This is a genomic window from Pararhizobium gei (genome assembly GCF_029223885.1).
Taxonomy (GTDB): domain Bacteria; phylum Pseudomonadota; class Alphaproteobacteria; order Rhizobiales; family Rhizobiaceae; genus Pararhizobium; species Pararhizobium gei.
The window spans coordinates 3041266-3055939 of sequence record NZ_CP119409.1 but is presented as its reverse complement, the minus strand read 5'-3'; the positions used below and the strand labels follow the sequence as shown (position 1 = coordinate 3055939).

General features: G+C 59.3%; 17 protein-coding genes. 7 read left to right on the top strand and 10 right to left on the bottom strand.

Annotation, left to right across the window (positions count from 1 at the left end):
* Positions 1–1014 (bottom strand): AAA family ATPase, encoded by a 1014-nt coding sequence (locus PY308_RS14875; protein WP_275783945.1) that lies wholly within the window; start codon positions 1012–1014, stop codon positions 1–3.
* A 168-nt stretch (positions 1015–1182) separates the two neighbouring features.
* On the opposite strand from PY308_RS14875, the gene PY308_RS14870 reads away from it, so the two are divergent.
* The 3 genes from PY308_RS14870 to PY308_RS14860 are packed head-to-tail and all read left to right on the top strand — an operon-like array spanning position 1183 to position 3682.
* Positions 1183–1806 (top strand): DUF1285 domain-containing protein, encoded by a 624-nt coding sequence (locus tag PY308_RS14870; protein ID WP_275783943.1) that lies wholly within the window; start codon positions 1183–1185, stop codon positions 1804–1806.
* Positions 1803–2435, top strand: coding sequence for a CoA pyrophosphatase (locus PY308_RS14865; protein ID WP_275783941.1), 633 nt, complete (start codon positions 1803–1805; stop codon positions 2433–2435). Before PY308_RS14870 ends, PY308_RS14865 begins: the two co-directional genes overlap by 4 nt.
* On the top strand, positions 2432–3682 hold the full coding sequence (locus PY308_RS14860) for a CCA tRNA nucleotidyltransferase (protein ID WP_275783939.1): 1251 nt from the start codon (positions 2432–2434) through the stop codon (positions 3680–3682). The genes PY308_RS14865 and PY308_RS14860 overlap by 4 nt, the downstream gene beginning before the upstream one ends.
* 2 nt (positions 3683–3684) lie before the next feature.
* Here PY308_RS14860 and PY308_RS14855 read toward each other — a convergent pair whose 3' ends face one another.
* The gene (locus PY308_RS14855) at positions 3685–3870 is read right to left on the bottom strand and encodes a DUF1059 domain-containing protein (RefSeq protein ID WP_275783936.1); all 186 of its coding nucleotides are present in this window, start codon (positions 3868–3870) and stop codon (positions 3685–3687) included.
* Positions 3871–4155: 285 nt separating this feature from the next.
* Between PY308_RS14855 and PY308_RS14850 the strand changes: the two genes are divergently transcribed.
* Both PY308_RS14850 and PY308_RS14845 read left to right on the top strand, forming a co-directional pair.
* Positions 4156–4569 (top strand): DUF4168 domain-containing protein, encoded by a 414-nt coding sequence (locus tag PY308_RS14850; protein WP_275783933.1) that lies wholly within the window; start codon positions 4156–4158, stop codon positions 4567–4569.
* A gap of 162 nt (positions 4570–4731) precedes the next feature.
* A complete protein-coding gene (locus PY308_RS14845; protein WP_275783930.1) occupies positions 4732–5277 on the top strand; it encodes an adenine phosphoribosyltransferase in 546 nt (181 codons plus the stop codon).
* An 8-nt stretch (positions 5278–5285) separates the two neighbouring features.
* On the opposite strand, the gene PY308_RS14840 is transcribed toward PY308_RS14845, so the two are convergent.
* The 4 genes from PY308_RS14840 to ychF form a co-directional block, all read right to left on the bottom strand.
* Positions 5286–5753 (bottom strand): MaoC family dehydratase, encoded by a 468-nt coding sequence (locus PY308_RS14840; RefSeq protein WP_275783928.1) that lies wholly within the window; start codon positions 5751–5753, stop codon positions 5286–5288.
* Positions 5750–6205: a MaoC family dehydratase gene (locus PY308_RS14835; protein ID WP_275783926.1), complete on the bottom strand. Its 456-nt coding sequence runs from the start codon at positions 6203–6205 to the stop codon at positions 5750–5752. The genes PY308_RS14840 and PY308_RS14835 overlap by 4 nt, the downstream gene beginning before the upstream one ends.
* A gap of 57 nt (positions 6206–6262) precedes the next feature.
* Positions 6263–7711, bottom strand: coding sequence for a hypothetical protein (locus PY308_RS14830; protein WP_275783923.1), 1449 nt, complete (start codon positions 7709–7711; stop codon positions 6263–6265).
* 89 nt (positions 7712–7800) lie between these two features.
* Positions 7801–8904 (bottom strand): redox-regulated ATPase YchF, encoded by a 1104-nt coding sequence (gene ychF, locus PY308_RS14825; protein ID WP_275783921.1) that lies wholly within the window; start codon positions 8902–8904, stop codon positions 7801–7803.
* Between the two features lie 124 nt (positions 8905–9028).
* Here ychF and PY308_RS14820 point away from each other — a divergent pair, with 124 nt between their 5' ends.
* The gene (locus tag PY308_RS14820; RefSeq protein ID WP_275783919.1) at positions 9029–9334 is read left to right on the top strand and encodes a PIN domain-containing protein; all 306 of its coding nucleotides are present in this window, start codon (positions 9029–9031) and stop codon (positions 9332–9334) included.
* A gap of 77 nt (positions 9335–9411) precedes the next feature.
* On the top strand, positions 9412–9723 hold the full coding sequence (gene clpS, locus PY308_RS14815; protein WP_275783916.1) for an ATP-dependent Clp protease adapter ClpS: 312 nt from the start codon (positions 9412–9414) through the stop codon (positions 9721–9723).
* A gap of 100 nt (positions 9724–9823) precedes the next feature.
* On the opposite strand, the gene pth is transcribed toward clpS, so the two are convergent.
* The 4 genes from pth to PY308_RS14795 form a co-directional block, all read right to left on the bottom strand.
* On the bottom strand, positions 9824–10537 hold the full coding sequence (gene pth / locus PY308_RS14810) for an aminoacyl-tRNA hydrolase (RefSeq protein WP_275783913.1): 714 nt from the start codon (positions 10535–10537) through the stop codon (positions 9824–9826).
* A 99-nt stretch (positions 10538–10636) separates the two neighbouring features.
* Positions 10637–11353, bottom strand: a complete 717-nt coding sequence (locus PY308_RS14805; RefSeq protein ID WP_275783910.1) for a substrate-binding periplasmic protein — start codon at positions 11351–11353, stop codon at positions 10637–10639.
* Between the two features lie 8 nt (positions 11354–11361).
* Positions 11362–13758 (bottom strand): putative bifunctional diguanylate cyclase/phosphodiesterase, encoded by a 2397-nt coding sequence (locus PY308_RS14800; RefSeq protein ID WP_275783908.1) that lies wholly within the window; start codon positions 13756–13758, stop codon positions 11362–11364.
* 213 nt (positions 13759–13971) lie between these two features.
* Positions 13972–14577, bottom strand: coding sequence for a 50S ribosomal protein L25/general stress protein Ctc (locus PY308_RS14795; RefSeq protein WP_275783905.1), 606 nt, complete (start codon positions 14575–14577; stop codon positions 13972–13974).
* Positions 14578–14674 lie beyond the last annotated feature (97 nt).

Sequence of the window (14674 nt, the reverse complement as noted above, 5' to 3'; positions counted from 1 at the left end):
CTATCCCTTGGCTTGACGGACGAGCCCGGCAATAACATCGCGCACCGACATGCCCTCGGCCCGAGCCGCGAATGTCAGCGCCATGCGATGTTGCAGAACGGGTTCGGCGAGAGCCATGATGTCATCGATGGATGGCGCCAGCCTGCCGTCGTAGAGCGCGCGGGCGCGGGCGCAAAGCATGAGGGACTGACCGGCGCGCGGGCCGGGACCCCAGGCGACGTTCTTGTCGGTTGCCGCATTGCCATTGCCGGGGCGGGCCGAGCGGACCAGCGACAGGATGGCATCGACCACCTTCTCGCTGACCGGCATCTGCCGGATCAGCAGCTGGATATCGTGCAACTGCCGGGCGTCGATCACGCCGCGTGCTTCGGCTTCCCGCGTGCCTGTCGTTTCCAGCAGGATCTGCCGTTCGGCGGCAAGTTCCGGATAGCCGACGTCGACCTGCATCAGGAACCTGTCGAGCTGGGCCTCGGGCAGGGGGTAGGTGCCTTCCTGCTCCAGCGGGTTCTGCGTCGCAAGCACATGGAACGGCTGCGGAAGGTCGTTGCGCTGACCGGCGACCGTGACGTGATATTCCTGCATGGCCTGCAGCAGCGCCGACTGGGTGCGGGGGCTGGCCCGGTTGATTTCGTCGGCCATCAGGAGCTGCGTAAAGATAGGACCCGGGACGAAGCGGAAGGAACGGCGACCGGTTTCGTCCTGGTCCATGACTTCGGACCCGAGAATATCCGACGGCATGAGGTCCGGCGTGAACTGGATGCGGCTTGACTGCAGCCCCAGCACCGTGCCGAGCGTCGACACCAGTTTTGTCTTGGCAAGACCGGGCACGCCGACGAGGAGGGCGTGACCACCGGACAGAACCGCCAGCAAGGTCTGTTCGACAACGCTTTCCTGTCCGAAAATCACTTTGCCGACTTCCTTGCGGATCAGGGCGATCTCGCTCAGCGCTTTCTCGGCTGCCGCAATGATCATCTTTTCATCAACAGCGCCGTCTGCGGTCGTCATAACACCCATTGTCTGTCTCCAGTGGCCGGCCGCGGTCCCGAATCGGAAAAAGCGTTCATTCGGCGCATGTTTTTCAATCTAAGCTCCGTCCGCTAGCTGACAAGACGCAAAGGGCGCACTATCTCGTGAAGCCTATGGACAAGACTACGCAAGAATAAGGCCAAACGGGACGGAACGATGGCGGAAGCCCAAATAGCTCCATCTGCCGATGCTGACAGCCTCGCGGCGCTGATTTCACGCGCGGCCGGGCAGACGAACGGCAAGGATACTCCGCTGCCGCCGGTCGAGCACTGGAATCCGCCGTTTTGCGGCGATATCGACATGGAGATTCGCGCCGACGGGACCTGGTTCTACCTCGGCACGCCGATCGGCCGGCAGCCCCTTGTACGGCTCTTCTCCACCGTCCTGCGCAGGGAGGAGGACGGCAAGACCTATCTGGTGACGCCTGTGGAAAAACTGGGCATCCGCGTCGCCGACGCGCCTTTCGTCGCCGTCGAACTGTCGGTGACGGGAAGGGGCGACGGGCAAGTGCTGACGTTCCGAACCAATGTCGGGGATGTGGTCGAAGCGGGGGCGGACCACCGGCTGCACTTTGTCATCCACGGCGACAACAGCGAGTTGAAGCCCTATCTTCACGTGCGGGGTCGTCTGGAGGCCCTGGTGGCCCGGCCAGTCATGTACGAACTGGCAGAGCTTGGAGAAGTGGCAGTGATCGACGGCGTGGAGATGTTTGCGGTGCGCTCCGGCGGCGTTCTCTTCCCGGTCATGCCTGCCGCGGAACTGGCAGCGCTGTCGGCATGACGAGACCTGTTTTTTCTGCCGAAGATTTCCGCCGGCGCGCGTTCCGGCAGTCGCGTCAGTTCACCGAGGAGGCTTGGCGGGAGCACGGCGATTTTCTGCTCAATCCCGATATTATTCCGCAACTCGAAGCCTTGACCCTGAAAGATGCAGCCGTGCTTGTGCCCGTCATCGACGATGGCGACGATGCGCGTGTCATCTTCACCCAGCGCACGGCCACACTTAGAAAGCACTCCGGTCAGATTTCCTTTCCAGGCGGATCGATCGATCCAGACGACGACACGCCCGAGCGGGCCGCCTTGCGCGAAACCGAGGAGGAGATCGGTCTCGACCGGCGCTTTGTCGAGACTGTCGGCCGGCTCCCATACTACATGGCCCTGTCCGGTTTCAGGATTACGCCGGTGCTGGCCGTCGTGCAGCCGGGCTATGATCTGGTGCCCAATCCGACGGAGGTCGATGCCGTGTTCGACGTACCCCTGTCCTTCCTCATGGACCCGCGCAATCACCGTCGGGGAAGAACGAACTGGCAGGGGGCGGAGCGTCATTTCTATCAAATGCCCTATGGCGAGCGGAATATCTGGGGTATCACCGCGAGCATCGTCCGGATGCTCTACGAAAGGCTCTATGCATGACCTCCGTTGCCGCGGAAACCTGGTTTTCGGCACCCGCGCTGACGCGCGTCTTCGATCTTCTCAACGTCGATGGCGGAGAGGCGCGTGTGGTCGGCGGCGCGGTTCGCAACAGCCTGATGGGCCTGCCGGTCGCCGATATCGACATAGCGACGACCCTCTTGCCGCAGGACGTGGTCAAACGGGCCAAGGCTGCGTCGATCAAGGCAGTGCCGACGGGCATCGAGCATGGCACCGTGACGCTGGTCATCGACGGTGCCCCCTTCGAGATAACGACGCTGCGCCGCGACGCGGAGACTGACGGCCGCCATGCGCAGGTCGTTTTCGGTACGGATTGGGCGGAGGATGCCCGGCGGCGCGACCTGACGATCAATGCGCTCTATGCCGATGCAAGCGGCACTGTGATCGATCTCGTCGATGGGCTGCCAGATATCGAGAAACGCACGATTCGCTTCATCGGAAATGCTGCCGAGCGCGTCGCGGAAGATTATCTGCGCGTGCTTCGGTTCTTCCGGTTCTTCGCCCATTACGGATCCGGCAGACCTGATGCCGGTGGTCTTCGCGCCTGTGCGCAGGCACGCTCCAAGCTTTCGGGCTTGTCGGCCGAGCGCGTCTGGTCGGAAATGAAGAAGCTGCTGTCGGCGCCCGATCCGGGCCGCTCCCTGCTCTGGATGCGGCAGGCTGGCGTGCTGACGGAAATTCTTCCGGAGACGGAAAAATGGGGCATCGACGCCATTCCCGGCCTGGTTTCCGCCGAGCGGATATTCGGCTGGAGCCCGCAACCGCTCCTGAGGCTCGCCGCCATGGTGCCGCCGGATGCCGAACGGCTGGAGGCTATGGCAAAACGGTTGCGCCTTTCCAGGACAGAAACGGCGTTTCTCGCCGCCTGGGCAAAGGCGCCCCGTCTGCCGAATGCCATCGCCGATACCGCGTTCGACCGGTTGCTCTATCGGAATGGGACCACGGGCCTCGCGACGGCCTTAAAACTGGCATTAGCCTCGTCCCGGCAAAAATCGGAAAATGACCCGGCGCAATTGCCGGAAACGGCGCGTTTGCAGCGCCTTCTGTCGCGCGCCGAAAATTGGCGGAAACCGGTTTTCCCTCTTGTCGGGGCCGACGTGCTCTCTGCCGGCGTTTCGTCTGGACCGCGCGTCGGAGAATTGCTGGAACAGCTGGAGAAAGGGTGGGTGGACGGAAACTTCAATGCTGACCGGGCAACGCTGGTTGCCCGGCTGATGTCCTTGATATGAGTTCAGGCCGCCTTGGTTTCCTCGACGATGCGCGACTTGATGTGGTCGACCATGGTCTCGCGGATCAACGTTTCGCCATGGGACGCGCGCAGGTGCTCGACTGCGCGCCTGATAACTTCAGCGTCGTCGTCGGCGCGCGTATGCCATGAACACCCGGGCACGAGGGTGCCGCATTCAAATAGTCGCATGATACTCCTCCTTGTGTTTCGGTTCCGCCATGGCGCATTCCGAAGCGGACCACCGCCATCATAACCGGAAATCGCTTGGAATGGTTCCCCATCGCGGGGTTCGATTGTACTTCCCGGCACCCGGAAGAACTGCCTTTCGCCGCTTCCCCGGCCCCGACATGGCCTTTAAGCTTCCTTGGCAGGGTCACATTCTCGCCCGATCCGTCCGTACCCTTGGAGTCGGAGTTGTTTCTCCGGACAGATGGCGACAAGCCGTCTCGAGATTGACTTAGGAAAGGAAAGCCTATGACCATCCGCCACATGCCCGTCGCAGCTTTGACCGCTGCCGCATTGAGCCTGATCGTCGTCAACGCACCGGCATTCGCGCAGGGAGCAGCCGAACCGCAGGCTACGCAACCGATGCAGGGGGCCGCGCCCACCGCAATCAGCGAGCAGAAGATCGATGCTTTTGCCGTCGCCTATCTGCAGGTCGACAAGGTGCGTCAGGACTATGCCGCGAAGATCGGCGTTGAAAAGGACACGGCAGCAAAGCAGAAGCTGCAGAACGAGGCCAACAAGCAGATGATCAGCGCGGTGGAGACATCCCCGGATATGTCGCTCAACGAATACAAGACGATCATCACCGCCGCCCAGACCAACCCCGAGGTCGCCCGCAAGCTGCAGGAAAAGATCAGGGCTTCGACGCCTGCCAAGCAATAAGAGCAAATGCCGGAGCGGGACGGGTAGCCCCGTCCTGCTCCATCCGTCATCCAATGCGCCGCGTGCGGCATAGCTGCACATGAGAAAGGGCTCAGCATTTTTCCGGTTTGGTGCTATGGCTTCGTCTTCTGACAGACGTCCCGAAAAGGCATGCCTCGCACAATGAGCTCTTCTCTGCAGCAGGAACTGATCGCTTCCATCCGCAACATTGCGGACTACCCGAAGCCCGGCATCATGTTTCGCGACATCACCACGCTTCTCGGCAATCCCCGTGCCTTTCGCCGGTCGATCGATGAACTGGTGCATCCCTTCGCCGGCACGAAGATCGATAAGGTCGCCGGCGTCGAGGCCCGCGGATTTATCCTCGGTGGCGCCATGGCGCATCAGATGTCCGCCGGCTTCGTGCCGATCCGCAAGAAGGGCAAGCTGCCGCATGATACGGTCCGCATCGCATACAGTCTCGAATACGGCATCGACGAAATGGAGATGCATCGCGATGCCGTCAAACCGGGCGACAAGGTCATTTTGGTGGATGACCTGATCGCGACGGGCGGCACGGCCGAGGGCGCAACGAAGCTGCTGCAGCAGATGGGCGCCGATATCGTCGCTGCCTGCTTCATCATCGACCTGCCCGAACTCGGCGGTCGCAGGAAGCTCGAAGCACTTGGCGTCAAGGTGTTGACGCTGATCGAATTCGACGGCCACTGAGGATTGTGTCAGGGAAACTCGAGTACGTTGCTCTCGAACCGGATGACCCCGTCACCATTCTGGTTCTCGCCTTCGCACAGGATGGTGTTGATCCGCCATCCCGGCCGCGATGCTAGATCCTTTGCCGAAACGAAGGTCACGAAATAGGTTATTGTATCGTCGGCGAAGACAGGACGCAGCCAGCGCATGTCCCGAAACCCCGGCGAAGGACCGAGTTTCGGGGCGACGATGCCTTCTGAAGCCAGCCGCTTCATCTCGCCCAGCCAGAAGGGCACGAAACACTTCATCCAGCCAGCGCATGTGTGCCAGCCGGACGCGCAGAGGCCGCCGAACAGCGAGCCTGCCGCGGCTGCCGCGTCGAGATGGAAAGGCTGCGGATCGAATTTTTCTGCAAAACGGACAATGTCGTCGGCCGTGAAGGTCACGCTGCCGATACGCACCCTTTCACCCTCCGTGTGGATCTCGGAAAGCCTCATGCGGCGGCTCCTGATGATCTGCAGCGGATCATGTTGGCATAGTCGCAGGTCGCTACGGTTTCGCCTCGCTGGTTGAAGACTTCGGCGCGAAACTGGACGATGCCGATCTCCGGCCGAGACCGCGAGGTTCGAGCCTCCAGAACGGTGCATGTGCCGGACAGGATATCGCCCGACAGGACCGGCTTTCTCCAATCCATGCTCTTCACGCCCGGCGAGCCTTCGGATGCCGTGTCATGGATATAGCTGTCGCAAAGCATCCGCATCATGACGGCGCTGGTATGCCAGCCCGATGCTGCAAGGCCGCCGAGAATGCTCGCCTTGCCGGCTTCTTCCGACAGGTGCATAGGTTGCGGATCGAACTCGGCGGCGAAGTCGACGATATCCTGCGCTTCCATCGGTGTCGGCTGGAATTCGAAACGCGTCCCCGGCAAAAAATCCTCTAAATACAGCATGGCAGGGTTCCCGGCAGAAGCACAAATTTTTACTGGCAGTCACCTCGCTCAGCAGCCCTATTGCTGAAACGGCAGATCCTGGCCGTTGATCTTCACCTTTTTGGTTTCATCGACCGTGATCGTCCACATCTGCCGTCCGTCCGGAGACTGTTTGGCGAAACCCTTGACCATCAGGAGGACGAAGGCGGCCTGGCCGAATTGCGGCACGGCCTGCGCATTGTCCTGCAGATACGAAACCGTCTTGTCGAAGTCCCTGGCATAGATGGTCACCTCGGTATCCTGCCGCTCCGGTTGCGCGGGATAAACGGTGGTCGTACCGGACAGGCTGACATCGTAGACGGGTGACCGTGCATAGACGTCGTCATAGCGAATGGTCATGGCGCCGCCCGGCAGAAAGATGCGGCCGGCTTCTGCGGACTGCGCGTCGGTCAGAGGCTTGTCGGCGTTGAAATCCGCGTTGTCGATAAAGTAGCTGATGCCGCTCTTGAGGTTGAGATTGTCGAGCGAGATATTGAAAGCAACCGTTTCCGGAAGCGCGGCTTTAAATGCCTCGGGAACAAGGCCCGGGGGAATACTCGGCTTCTCCACCAGAATGCCGAAACCGGCTTTTGCGCCGTCCTTCAGGCCATTCGATTGAATCGTGTAGCGCAGGTTTTCCGCTCCGAAGGTCCCTGTCGGCGTTGCAACCTTGAGATTGGTCACATCGATGGCCTCGAGCAGGCTGCCGAACATCGGCAGATTGGCGCGTCCCAGTTCCTTCAATCTTGCCTGGTCGGCGGGTGCGAGCTTATCGGCCTTGATCTTGTCCATCACGAACAGAACCATGTCTTGCAACGGCTTGTAGGCAAGGCCGTTCATGCTGACATCGGCCGCGAGGTGATCAGCGGCAATGTCCACCTTGGTCTTCGCAGGATCGACAATTGTTTCCGTAAACGATTCCAACACGGCTTTCGACCGGATGTCGATGGTATTTCCCGCAGCGCGATTGCTGTCGATGACGGATGTCATTTTTCCGAACTGCGCGTCGAGAGATTGTAGCGGCGATTTCGACGCCATGGCGATGGCGCCGGCGGACATATTGGCAGACTTGAAATAGAGGATTTCCGGATCGTAGATGCCGTCCACCTTGAATGCGTCGATCTTATAGGTGAAATCGGTCTTTTCTCCCTGCGCGGTGAACTGTCCCTTCACATCGAGACTGTCCGACTGGGAGACGTTCCAGGTTCCGTCGTCGAGCGGGCGGATCAGCGACAGAAACGGCTTGAGGCCGGAAATGCTGAACTGGCTGGCGTCCACATCTTTCAGAAAGACGGCTGGATCGAGAATGATTTCATAATCAGTCGTGCCCGGGCGGACCTTGACCAGACCTGATTTCGCGTATTTCTCCGGCAGAAAAGAGGTGAACTTTTCCTCGATCTGCTTTGCGCCCTCATAGCTGATCTCGGCGGCCATAACCGGGTGTGCGGCAAGGGCCGTGGACATGAGCAGAGCGGATAGAAGGCGCATGGGAAACTCCTCTGACGATGGGGTCTCCAACATACCGCCGTCCACGGCAAGGGCAAGCCTGCCATGGGCAGACAGGCTGTCTCGAGCGGTCAGGTGTTGAAGCGGAAGTGGATCACATCGCCGTCCTGGACGACATATTCCTTGCCTTCGTCACGTCCCTTGCCGGCTTCCTTGGCACCGACTTCGCCGTTGTAGGCGATGTAGTCGTCATAGGCGATGGTGAAGGCGCGAATGAAGCCGCGTTCGAAGTCGGTGTGGATGACGCCGGCCGCTGCAGGGGCTTTTGTACCGCGCGGGATGGTCCAGGCGCGCGTTTCCTTGGGGCCGACGGTGAAATAGGTGATGAGATCCAGCAGCTTGTATCCGGCGCGGATCAACTGGTCGAGGCCGGCCTCGTGCAGGCCGAGCGCCTCCAGAAATTCCCTGGCTTCCTCTTCCGGCAACTGCGCGACTTCGGACTCGATCGCAGCCGAAATGACGACTGTTTCAGCAGCTTGCGCCTTGGCCATTGCCTCGACTGCCTTGGTATGGGCATTGCCGGACACGGCATCGCTTTCCGCGACGTTGCAGACATAAAGCACCGGATGGGCTGTGAGCAGATTGAGGCCCTGCAGGATGAGCTTTTCCTCTGCGTCCAGCGTGGCCAGAAGCGTGCGAACCGGCTTTCCCTCCTGCAGAAGCTTCATCGCCGCATCCATGACCGGCAGCAGGGTCAGCGATTCCTTGTCCTTGGAGGCGGCGCGCTTGCGGGTCTGTTCGGTGCGGCGCTCCAGGCTTTCCAGGTCGGCCAGCATGAGTTCGGTTTCGATCGTCTCGGCATCGCCGACCGGATCGATGCGGCCCTCGACATGGGTGATGTCGTCATCCTCGAAGCAGCGCAGCACATGCACGGTCGCATCGACTTCACGGATATTGGCAAGAAATTTGTTGCCGAGGCCTTCGCCCTTGGAGGCGCCGCGCACCAGACCGGCGATATCGACGAAGGAAATCCGCGTCGGAATAATTTCCTTTGATTTCGCGACATCGGCGAGCTTGCGCATGCGCGGATCGGGCACGGCAACTTCGCCGGTGTTCGGCTCGATGGTACAGAACGGGTAGTTCGCCGCCTGCGCCTGTGCCGTTTTCGTCAGCGCATTGAAGAGAGTGGACTTGCCGACATTCGGCAGTCCGACGATACCGCATTTGAAACCCATGGTCTTGAAACCTGTCCAATCGAATTCTGTTGCAGTGCCTTTTGCGGAAACTTGCCGCCAGGTCAAGCCTCGTCGCTATGAACGCGGTCCGCTGCGGTGTCTTCGCCTTGCGGGTAAGGCTGACATGCCTTATTTTAAGGCAATGATCGGAGATGCATTGGCAAAGTTGAAAGTCACGTCGAAAGGGCAGGTCACGTTGAAACTCAGCGAGGCGATCGAATCTTTGGCTGCTTCAGAGAGCATTGTTCTTGATCGCGGCGCGGTTGCAAACGGTTTTGCATTTATGAACGCAGGGGGCGATTTTGCGGATGGGGTGATCGCATTTGAAGGGCGGCGTCTGGGCGGCGAGGTTGTCGCGACGTTCGACAGACGCGCCGCCGCGATCCTGACAAGGATGGATCAGCCTGTTATGTCGCTCGCGGACGATTGAAAGCCCTCTCTTTCGTGATGCCTTTCGCAAGACGAAATAGAAGCCTTGCCCACCCCCCAAACAAGAGCAGGCCGCCGATGGTGGAAGACAAGACAGCGCTCAAGCCGAAAACGAAAGCCAAGCCGAAGCTGGAGAGGCCGAAGCTCTACAAGGTCATCCTGATCAATGACGACTACACGCCGCGCGAATTCGTTATCATGGTGCTGAAGGCGGTCTTTCGCATGAGCGAGGAAACCGGATACCGGATGATGCTGACGGCGCACAAGTTCGGCGTCTGCGTCATCGTCGTCTGCGCGCGGGATATTGCCGAGACCAAGGCCAGGGAGGCGACGGATCTCGCCAAGGCGGCGGGTTTTCCGTTGATGTTCACCACGGAACCGGAGGAGTAGACCGGGGCTGTGGCTGCCCATAGTCCGTCCGTCGGGCCTGACACCCGCTTCTGTTCTGCCGCCAGGCGAAACTAAAGCGACGTCTCCGTTGTCGTTTCCGTTACTCTTGCCTGTTGCCGAACAGCTTTTTCAGCATGTCGGCCATGGGGCCGGTCGTCGGCAGGATTTTCGGCTGGGCGCTGTTGCGCGCTTGCCGGATATGGGATTGTCCAGTGGGCTTTGCCACGGCAGGCTCGGGCTCCTGCTTGCCGCCTGTGGCTAGGGAAAGCTTGTTCAGAAACTGCGAATCCTCTCCTTTGACCAGCATTGCCGCGTTCTCGGCCAGAGCGTCCAGAAGGGGCTCCAGCCAGACCTTGTCGATCTTGGCGAAGTCGCCGAGCACATGACCATTGACTTTTTCCTTGGCGCCGGGATGGCCGATACCAAGGCGCAGGCGCCGGTAGTCCTTTCCGCAATGGGCATCGAGCGACTTGATGCCATTGTGGCCGCCATGGCCACCGCCTGTCTTGATCCGCGCCTTGCCGGGCAAAAGATCGAGTTCATCGTAGATGGCCAGAATGTCCTTCGGCGCGAGCTTGTAGAAGCGCATGGCTTCCCCCACCGCTTCGCCCGAGAGATTCATGAACGTCTGGGGTTTTAGGAGCAGGACGCGTTCACCGCCGATCTCCCCCTCCGACATCAACGCCTTGAACTTTTTCGTCCAAGGGGCAAAGCTGTGGCGTTGCTGGATGGCATCGACGGCCATGAAGCCGATATTGTGGCGATTGCCGGCATATTGAGAACCGGGATTGCCGAGGCCTGCTAAAATCTGCATGGGATGCGTCTCTAAGGGCTACTCGGTCCTCTTGCAGCCTCTCTGCGGGCAATGTCAAGCTCGCGTAGACCAAGTTGGGCGTTGCGAACAGTATGGACCTCAATCGTCGGTGCGCAGGCCGTATTTCGCGAAGATCTTTTGCTGCGTGCCGTCAGCAATCAAAACGTCGAGGCTTTTCTGCATCCGGGCGACAAGATCGTCCGGGGTATCGAGATTGCAGGCCATCCCGTAGACCATGCCTTTCAGCACGAGTGCGGATTCGACCGGCTTTCCCTGGTCACGCATGGTTTCAAACGTTTTTTCCGACGTCATCATGAGATCAACCCTGCCGGCGATCAGTTTCTTTGCCGTCGCCTCGAGATCGGTCGCCAGATCCACTTTGGGGAAGCCGTTCCTTTTCAGGAAGTTCGCAGAAAAATCTTCACGCTGCGTCCCGACGGTAAACTGTCTGGCTTCTTCGATTGTCGTCGGATTGACGCCTGATCCGAGCTTGCGCACCATGATCATCCGGTCCACCAGCAGAGGCTCGACCCATTTAAACCGATTGTCGCGGTCCTCGTCATGCGCTGTCGTAAACAGACAGGTCGAGGGTTGTTTTTCCGTCAGCGCCAGTGCCCGTGCCCAAGGCAGAATGTCAAGAGTGTAGGAAATCCCCAGCGAAGACATGATTCGTTCGGTCTGCTCGACGGACGCGCCGCGCACCACGCCGTTTTCGGCGAAATTGTACGGTGGATATTCTTCCGTCAGCAATTTGATAGTCTCGGCGTGAACGGCGCCTGACATCAGGAAAGTGAAGCAGAAAGCCGAAAATTTCATCGGTTCCCCTATTCAACCCGGTCGCATGCCGGGCTCGTTGCCTTGGCTTCCGAGTTCATCTCCAGCATCGATAGCATATTTTCAATCGGCATGGGCCGGCTAAAAAGGAAGCCCTGGCCGAAATCGAGGCCCAGCTTGCGCAGCAATTGCCACTGTTCCTCGCTTTCGATACCTTCGGCGACGACCGAGCAGCCCATTTGGTGGGAAATGGTCCGGATGCCTTTGATAAGCATCCGGCTCTTGCGCCGGACTTCGGCCGTACCCGTGGTCAGCGACCGCGTGAAGGATTGATCGACCTTGACGATATCGACCGGAAAGCGGTTGAGGTAACTGAGCGAGGAATAGCCCGTGCCGAAATCGTCAAGCGCGATCCGGCAACCAAACTCGCTGAGTTGCTTTAACACGCCATGAACTGCCGGATTGTCCAGCATGAAGACCGCTTCGGTGATCTCGATGACGATACGGACAGGAGAGATGTGATGTCTGAGAAGCAGTGCGGCAAGCTTATGCGGCAAGGTTTCCTCGAATTGAAGCGGCGAGAAATTGATGGCCAGATAGGTTGTTTCTGCACCTTCAAGCTCCGTTAGCCGGGCAAGATGGCTGATTGCCTTCTCCAGAACCCGCTCGCCGATGCGTCCGATCGATCCCGTTTCCTCCGCGATACCGATGATGTTGCCCGGGGGCAGGACACCTTTCTCCGGATGGTTGAGACGCATCAGCGCCTCGAAGCCGACGATGCGGCCATCACTGAGGCCGACGATCGGCTGAAGATAGGCTTCGAACCAGTCTTCCTTCAGGCCTGACTCGATGTACTGCTCGATCTCGAGACGCTGGCGGGCGTTTTCGAGCATGCTGACGTCGAAGACCAGCATACCGTTCTTGCCGTCGCGTTTGCGCGCGTACATGGCCATGTCGGATTTCAGAAGCAGTTCTGCAGCGTTGGCAGCATGGTCGGGATAGAGCGCGATGCCGACGCTGGCGCTGACAGCAAGATCCACGCCATCAACGACGATCCGGTCGAGCAGGCTTGCACAGATCCGCTCGCCGATTTCGGTTGCAAGCGACACGACGGCATCGGCATTAACGAGTATGGCGAATTCGTCGCCGCCCAGGCGGGACATGACGTCAAGCGGCCGCAACGTCGTGCGGACGCGCGATACGACCTGGCGCAGCACGTCGTCGCCTGCCGCATGGCCGAAATTATCGTTGATCCACTTGAAGCGATCGAGGTCGATGAAAATGCAGGCCAACTGCGTCCCGGTCTCGTCGGCATTGCGGATCGCTTTGTCGAGAGCCGCCTCGAAGCCTTGGCGGTTGAGTAGTCCGGTCAGATGATCGGTGATCGCTTGCGCATGGTTGCGGCTTTCCGCTTGCTTCAATTCCGTAACGTCGGTCATGACCGAAAGGGACAGAACGCCGCGTTCGTCATTCGTCGCACTTGTCGTTTCGAGGATCAGCACAGTCATGGTGTGACCATCGGCCTTGACGAATGGAATGGTGACTTCGCAGATATCTGTGTTTGCGGCGCTGCCGTTCTTTCGGCGCGCCCGGTAGGTCTCATGCCAGTGTTCGTCGACGAAGTCCGTGAAGCTGCGGCCAAGAACCTGTTCGCGGCTGTAACCGGTCGCCATCAGCCAATAATCGCTGACAGCCGTAATGTGGTTTCCGGCGTCAAGAGAGAACAGCATCGACGGTGTCAAATTGTAAATGTCCGTCGAGCGGCGGTGCGCGATCTTCAGCTCTTGTTCTTCGCGCTCCAGTTCGCTCTGCATTTCATTGAAATTCTGCGCGAGCGCACCCATTTCATCGTCCGATTGCCAATCCACGTGATGGCGCGAGCCAAGCAGCCGGGTCGCTTCGATGGCAGCCGTAAGGCGTGTCAAGGGTCGCATCACCGTGAACCGGTTGCTGAGCAATGCCGATCCGAAGACGATACCAACGGCGACCACCAGAATGAAGAGAACGACTGTTTCATCGTCGCCAAAACGGGACAGTATTCCGGGGCTGGAAACCCAGAGCTTGACTGTGCCGATCGTCTTGGAGCTTCCCTGGGACGAATACACCACGTTTCGGGAGAGAATTATATGCGGCGATCCGGGGTCCAGCGAAATGTCGGGAATGCTGAATGACAGGGAGCCCAGACTGTCCCAGATCTCCACGCCTGCGATATGATCAGCGGCCGCAAGGGATTTCGCGATCTGCTCGACGCCTTCCCTGTCGAAATCCCACAGGGGTTTTCCAAGAGCCCGGGCGTTGGCGTCCAGAAGAATTTCAGCATTCTTAAGTTCCTGCCTGGCGATCCGTTCGGAAGACAAAGTCAAAAATAGCACGATAAGAGGGGCGACGAAAATCAAGACTGCGCCGCAGACGATCGCAATGAAGCGGTATTCGACGGACCGCATCATCGGATGCTCCCTGTCGTCATGTCAGCATTGCACCCCATTGAATTCCCGGATCTGAAGTCGAATGTTCCCCGGCAACATTCCATCACGGAAACCTTAAATGTTGCTGAACCGGACGGCCAAAACTCTAGCGGGTGCCGGCTGTTCCGGCAGGAGTCCATATAAAAACCCGCCTCACGGAGTGAGACGGGTTCCAAAAACCGGGACTGGCGTCGATTACTCGGACGCTGTCTCTTCTTCTTCCGAAACACCGCCGGCCGGGGTGGCAATGGTGGCGATGGTGAAGTCGCGATCGGTAATGACCGGTGTCGCGCCGTTCGGCAGCTTGATGTTGGAGATGTGAATGCCGTCGCCCAGCTTCAGGCCGGAAAGATCGGCCGTCAGGAACTCCGGAATTGCATCAGCGGAAACAACCAGTTCAACTTCATGGCGAACGATGTTGAGAACGCCGCCGACCTTGAGGCCGGGGGACAGTTCTTCGTTGACGAAGTGAACCGGAACTTCGACGGTCACGGTCGAGTCCTTGGACACGCGCAGGAAGTCGACATGCATGGTGAAGTCACGGACCGGATCCAGCTGGTAGTCCTTCGGCAGGACGCGGATCTTTTCGCCACCAACTTCAATGGTGGCGATCGTGGTCATGAAACCACCGGCGTGAATTCTCCGGGTGACTTCCTTCGTGGAGAGGGCGATGGAAATCGGCTGTTGCTTGTCACCGTAGATGACAGCAGGAATAAGACCGTTGCGGCGAAGTTCACGGGAGGACCCCTTACCAACCCGTTCGCGCGTTTCGGCCTTGAGCTCGTAAGATGCGTGGCTCATGGCAGTACCTTTCTGGTGTTTTTGGAGAGTTCATCTGTCTGTCTTGCCAGATGAACCGAGGCCTTTGACCGCCTCATCCGCGTTTGCCTCCAAGGGT

Bases quoted from the DNA above. Each gene is read 5' to 3' on its own strand.
- PY308_RS14870 (WP_275783943.1), top strand. From the start codon at position 1,183: ATGGCGGAAGCCCAAATAGCTCCATCTGCCGATGCTGACAGCCTCGCG.
- PY308_RS14830 (WP_275783923.1), bottom strand. From the start codon at position 7,711: ATGCGCCTTCTATCCGCTCTGCTCATGTCCACGGCCCTTGCCGCACAC.
- PY308_RS14845 (WP_275783930.1), top strand. From the start codon at position 4,732: ATGAGCTCTTCTCTGCAGCAGGAACTGATCGCTTCCATCCGCAACATT.
- PY308_RS14865 (WP_275783941.1), top strand. From the start codon at position 1,803: ATGACGAGACCTGTTTTTTCTGCCGAAGATTTCCGCCGGCGCGCGTTC.
- PY308_RS14855 (WP_275783936.1), bottom strand. From the start codon at position 3,870: ATGCGACTATTTGAATGCGGCACCCTCGTGCCCGGGTGTTCATGGCAT.
- PY308_RS14820 (WP_275783919.1), top strand. From the start codon at position 9,029: ATGCCTTATTTTAAGGCAATGATCGGAGATGCATTGGCAAAGTTGAAA.
- PY308_RS14805 (WP_275783910.1), bottom strand. From the start codon at position 11,353: ATGAAATTTTCGGCTTTCTGCTTCACTTTCCTGATGTCAGGCGCCGTT.
- pth (WP_275783913.1), bottom strand. From the start codon at position 10,537: ATGCAGATTTTAGCAGGCCTCGGCAATCCCGGTTCTCAATATGCCGGC.
- PY308_RS14835 (WP_275783926.1), bottom strand. From the start codon at position 6,205: ATGCTGTATTTAGAGGATTTTTTGCCGGGGACGCGTTTCGAATTCCAG.
- ychF (WP_275783921.1), bottom strand. From the start codon at position 8,904: ATGGGTTTCAAATGCGGTATCGTCGGACTGCCGAATGTCGGCAAGTCC.
- PY308_RS14860 (WP_275783939.1), top strand. From the start codon at position 2,432: ATGACCTCCGTTGCCGCGGAAACCTGGTTTTCGGCACCCGCGCTGACG.
- PY308_RS14875 (WP_275783945.1), bottom strand. From the start codon at position 1,014: ATGGGTGTTATGACGACCGCAGACGGCGCTGTTGATGAAAAGATGATC.
- PY308_RS14840 (WP_275783928.1), bottom strand. From the start codon at position 5,753: ATGAGGCTTTCCGAGATCCACACGGAGGGTGAAAGGGTGCGTATCGGC.
- PY308_RS14795 (WP_275783905.1), bottom strand. From the start codon at position 14,577: ATGAGCCACGCATCTTACGAGCTCAAGGCCGAAACGCGCGAACGGGTT.
- PY308_RS14850 (WP_275783933.1), top strand. From the start codon at position 4,156: ATGACCATCCGCCACATGCCCGTCGCAGCTTTGACCGCTGCCGCATTG.
- clpS (WP_275783916.1), top strand. From the start codon at position 9,412: ATGGTGGAAGACAAGACAGCGCTCAAGCCGAAAACGAAAGCCAAGCCG.
- PY308_RS14800 (WP_275783908.1), bottom strand. From the start codon at position 13,758: ATGATGCGGTCCGTCGAATACCGCTTCATTGCGATCGTCTGCGGCGCA.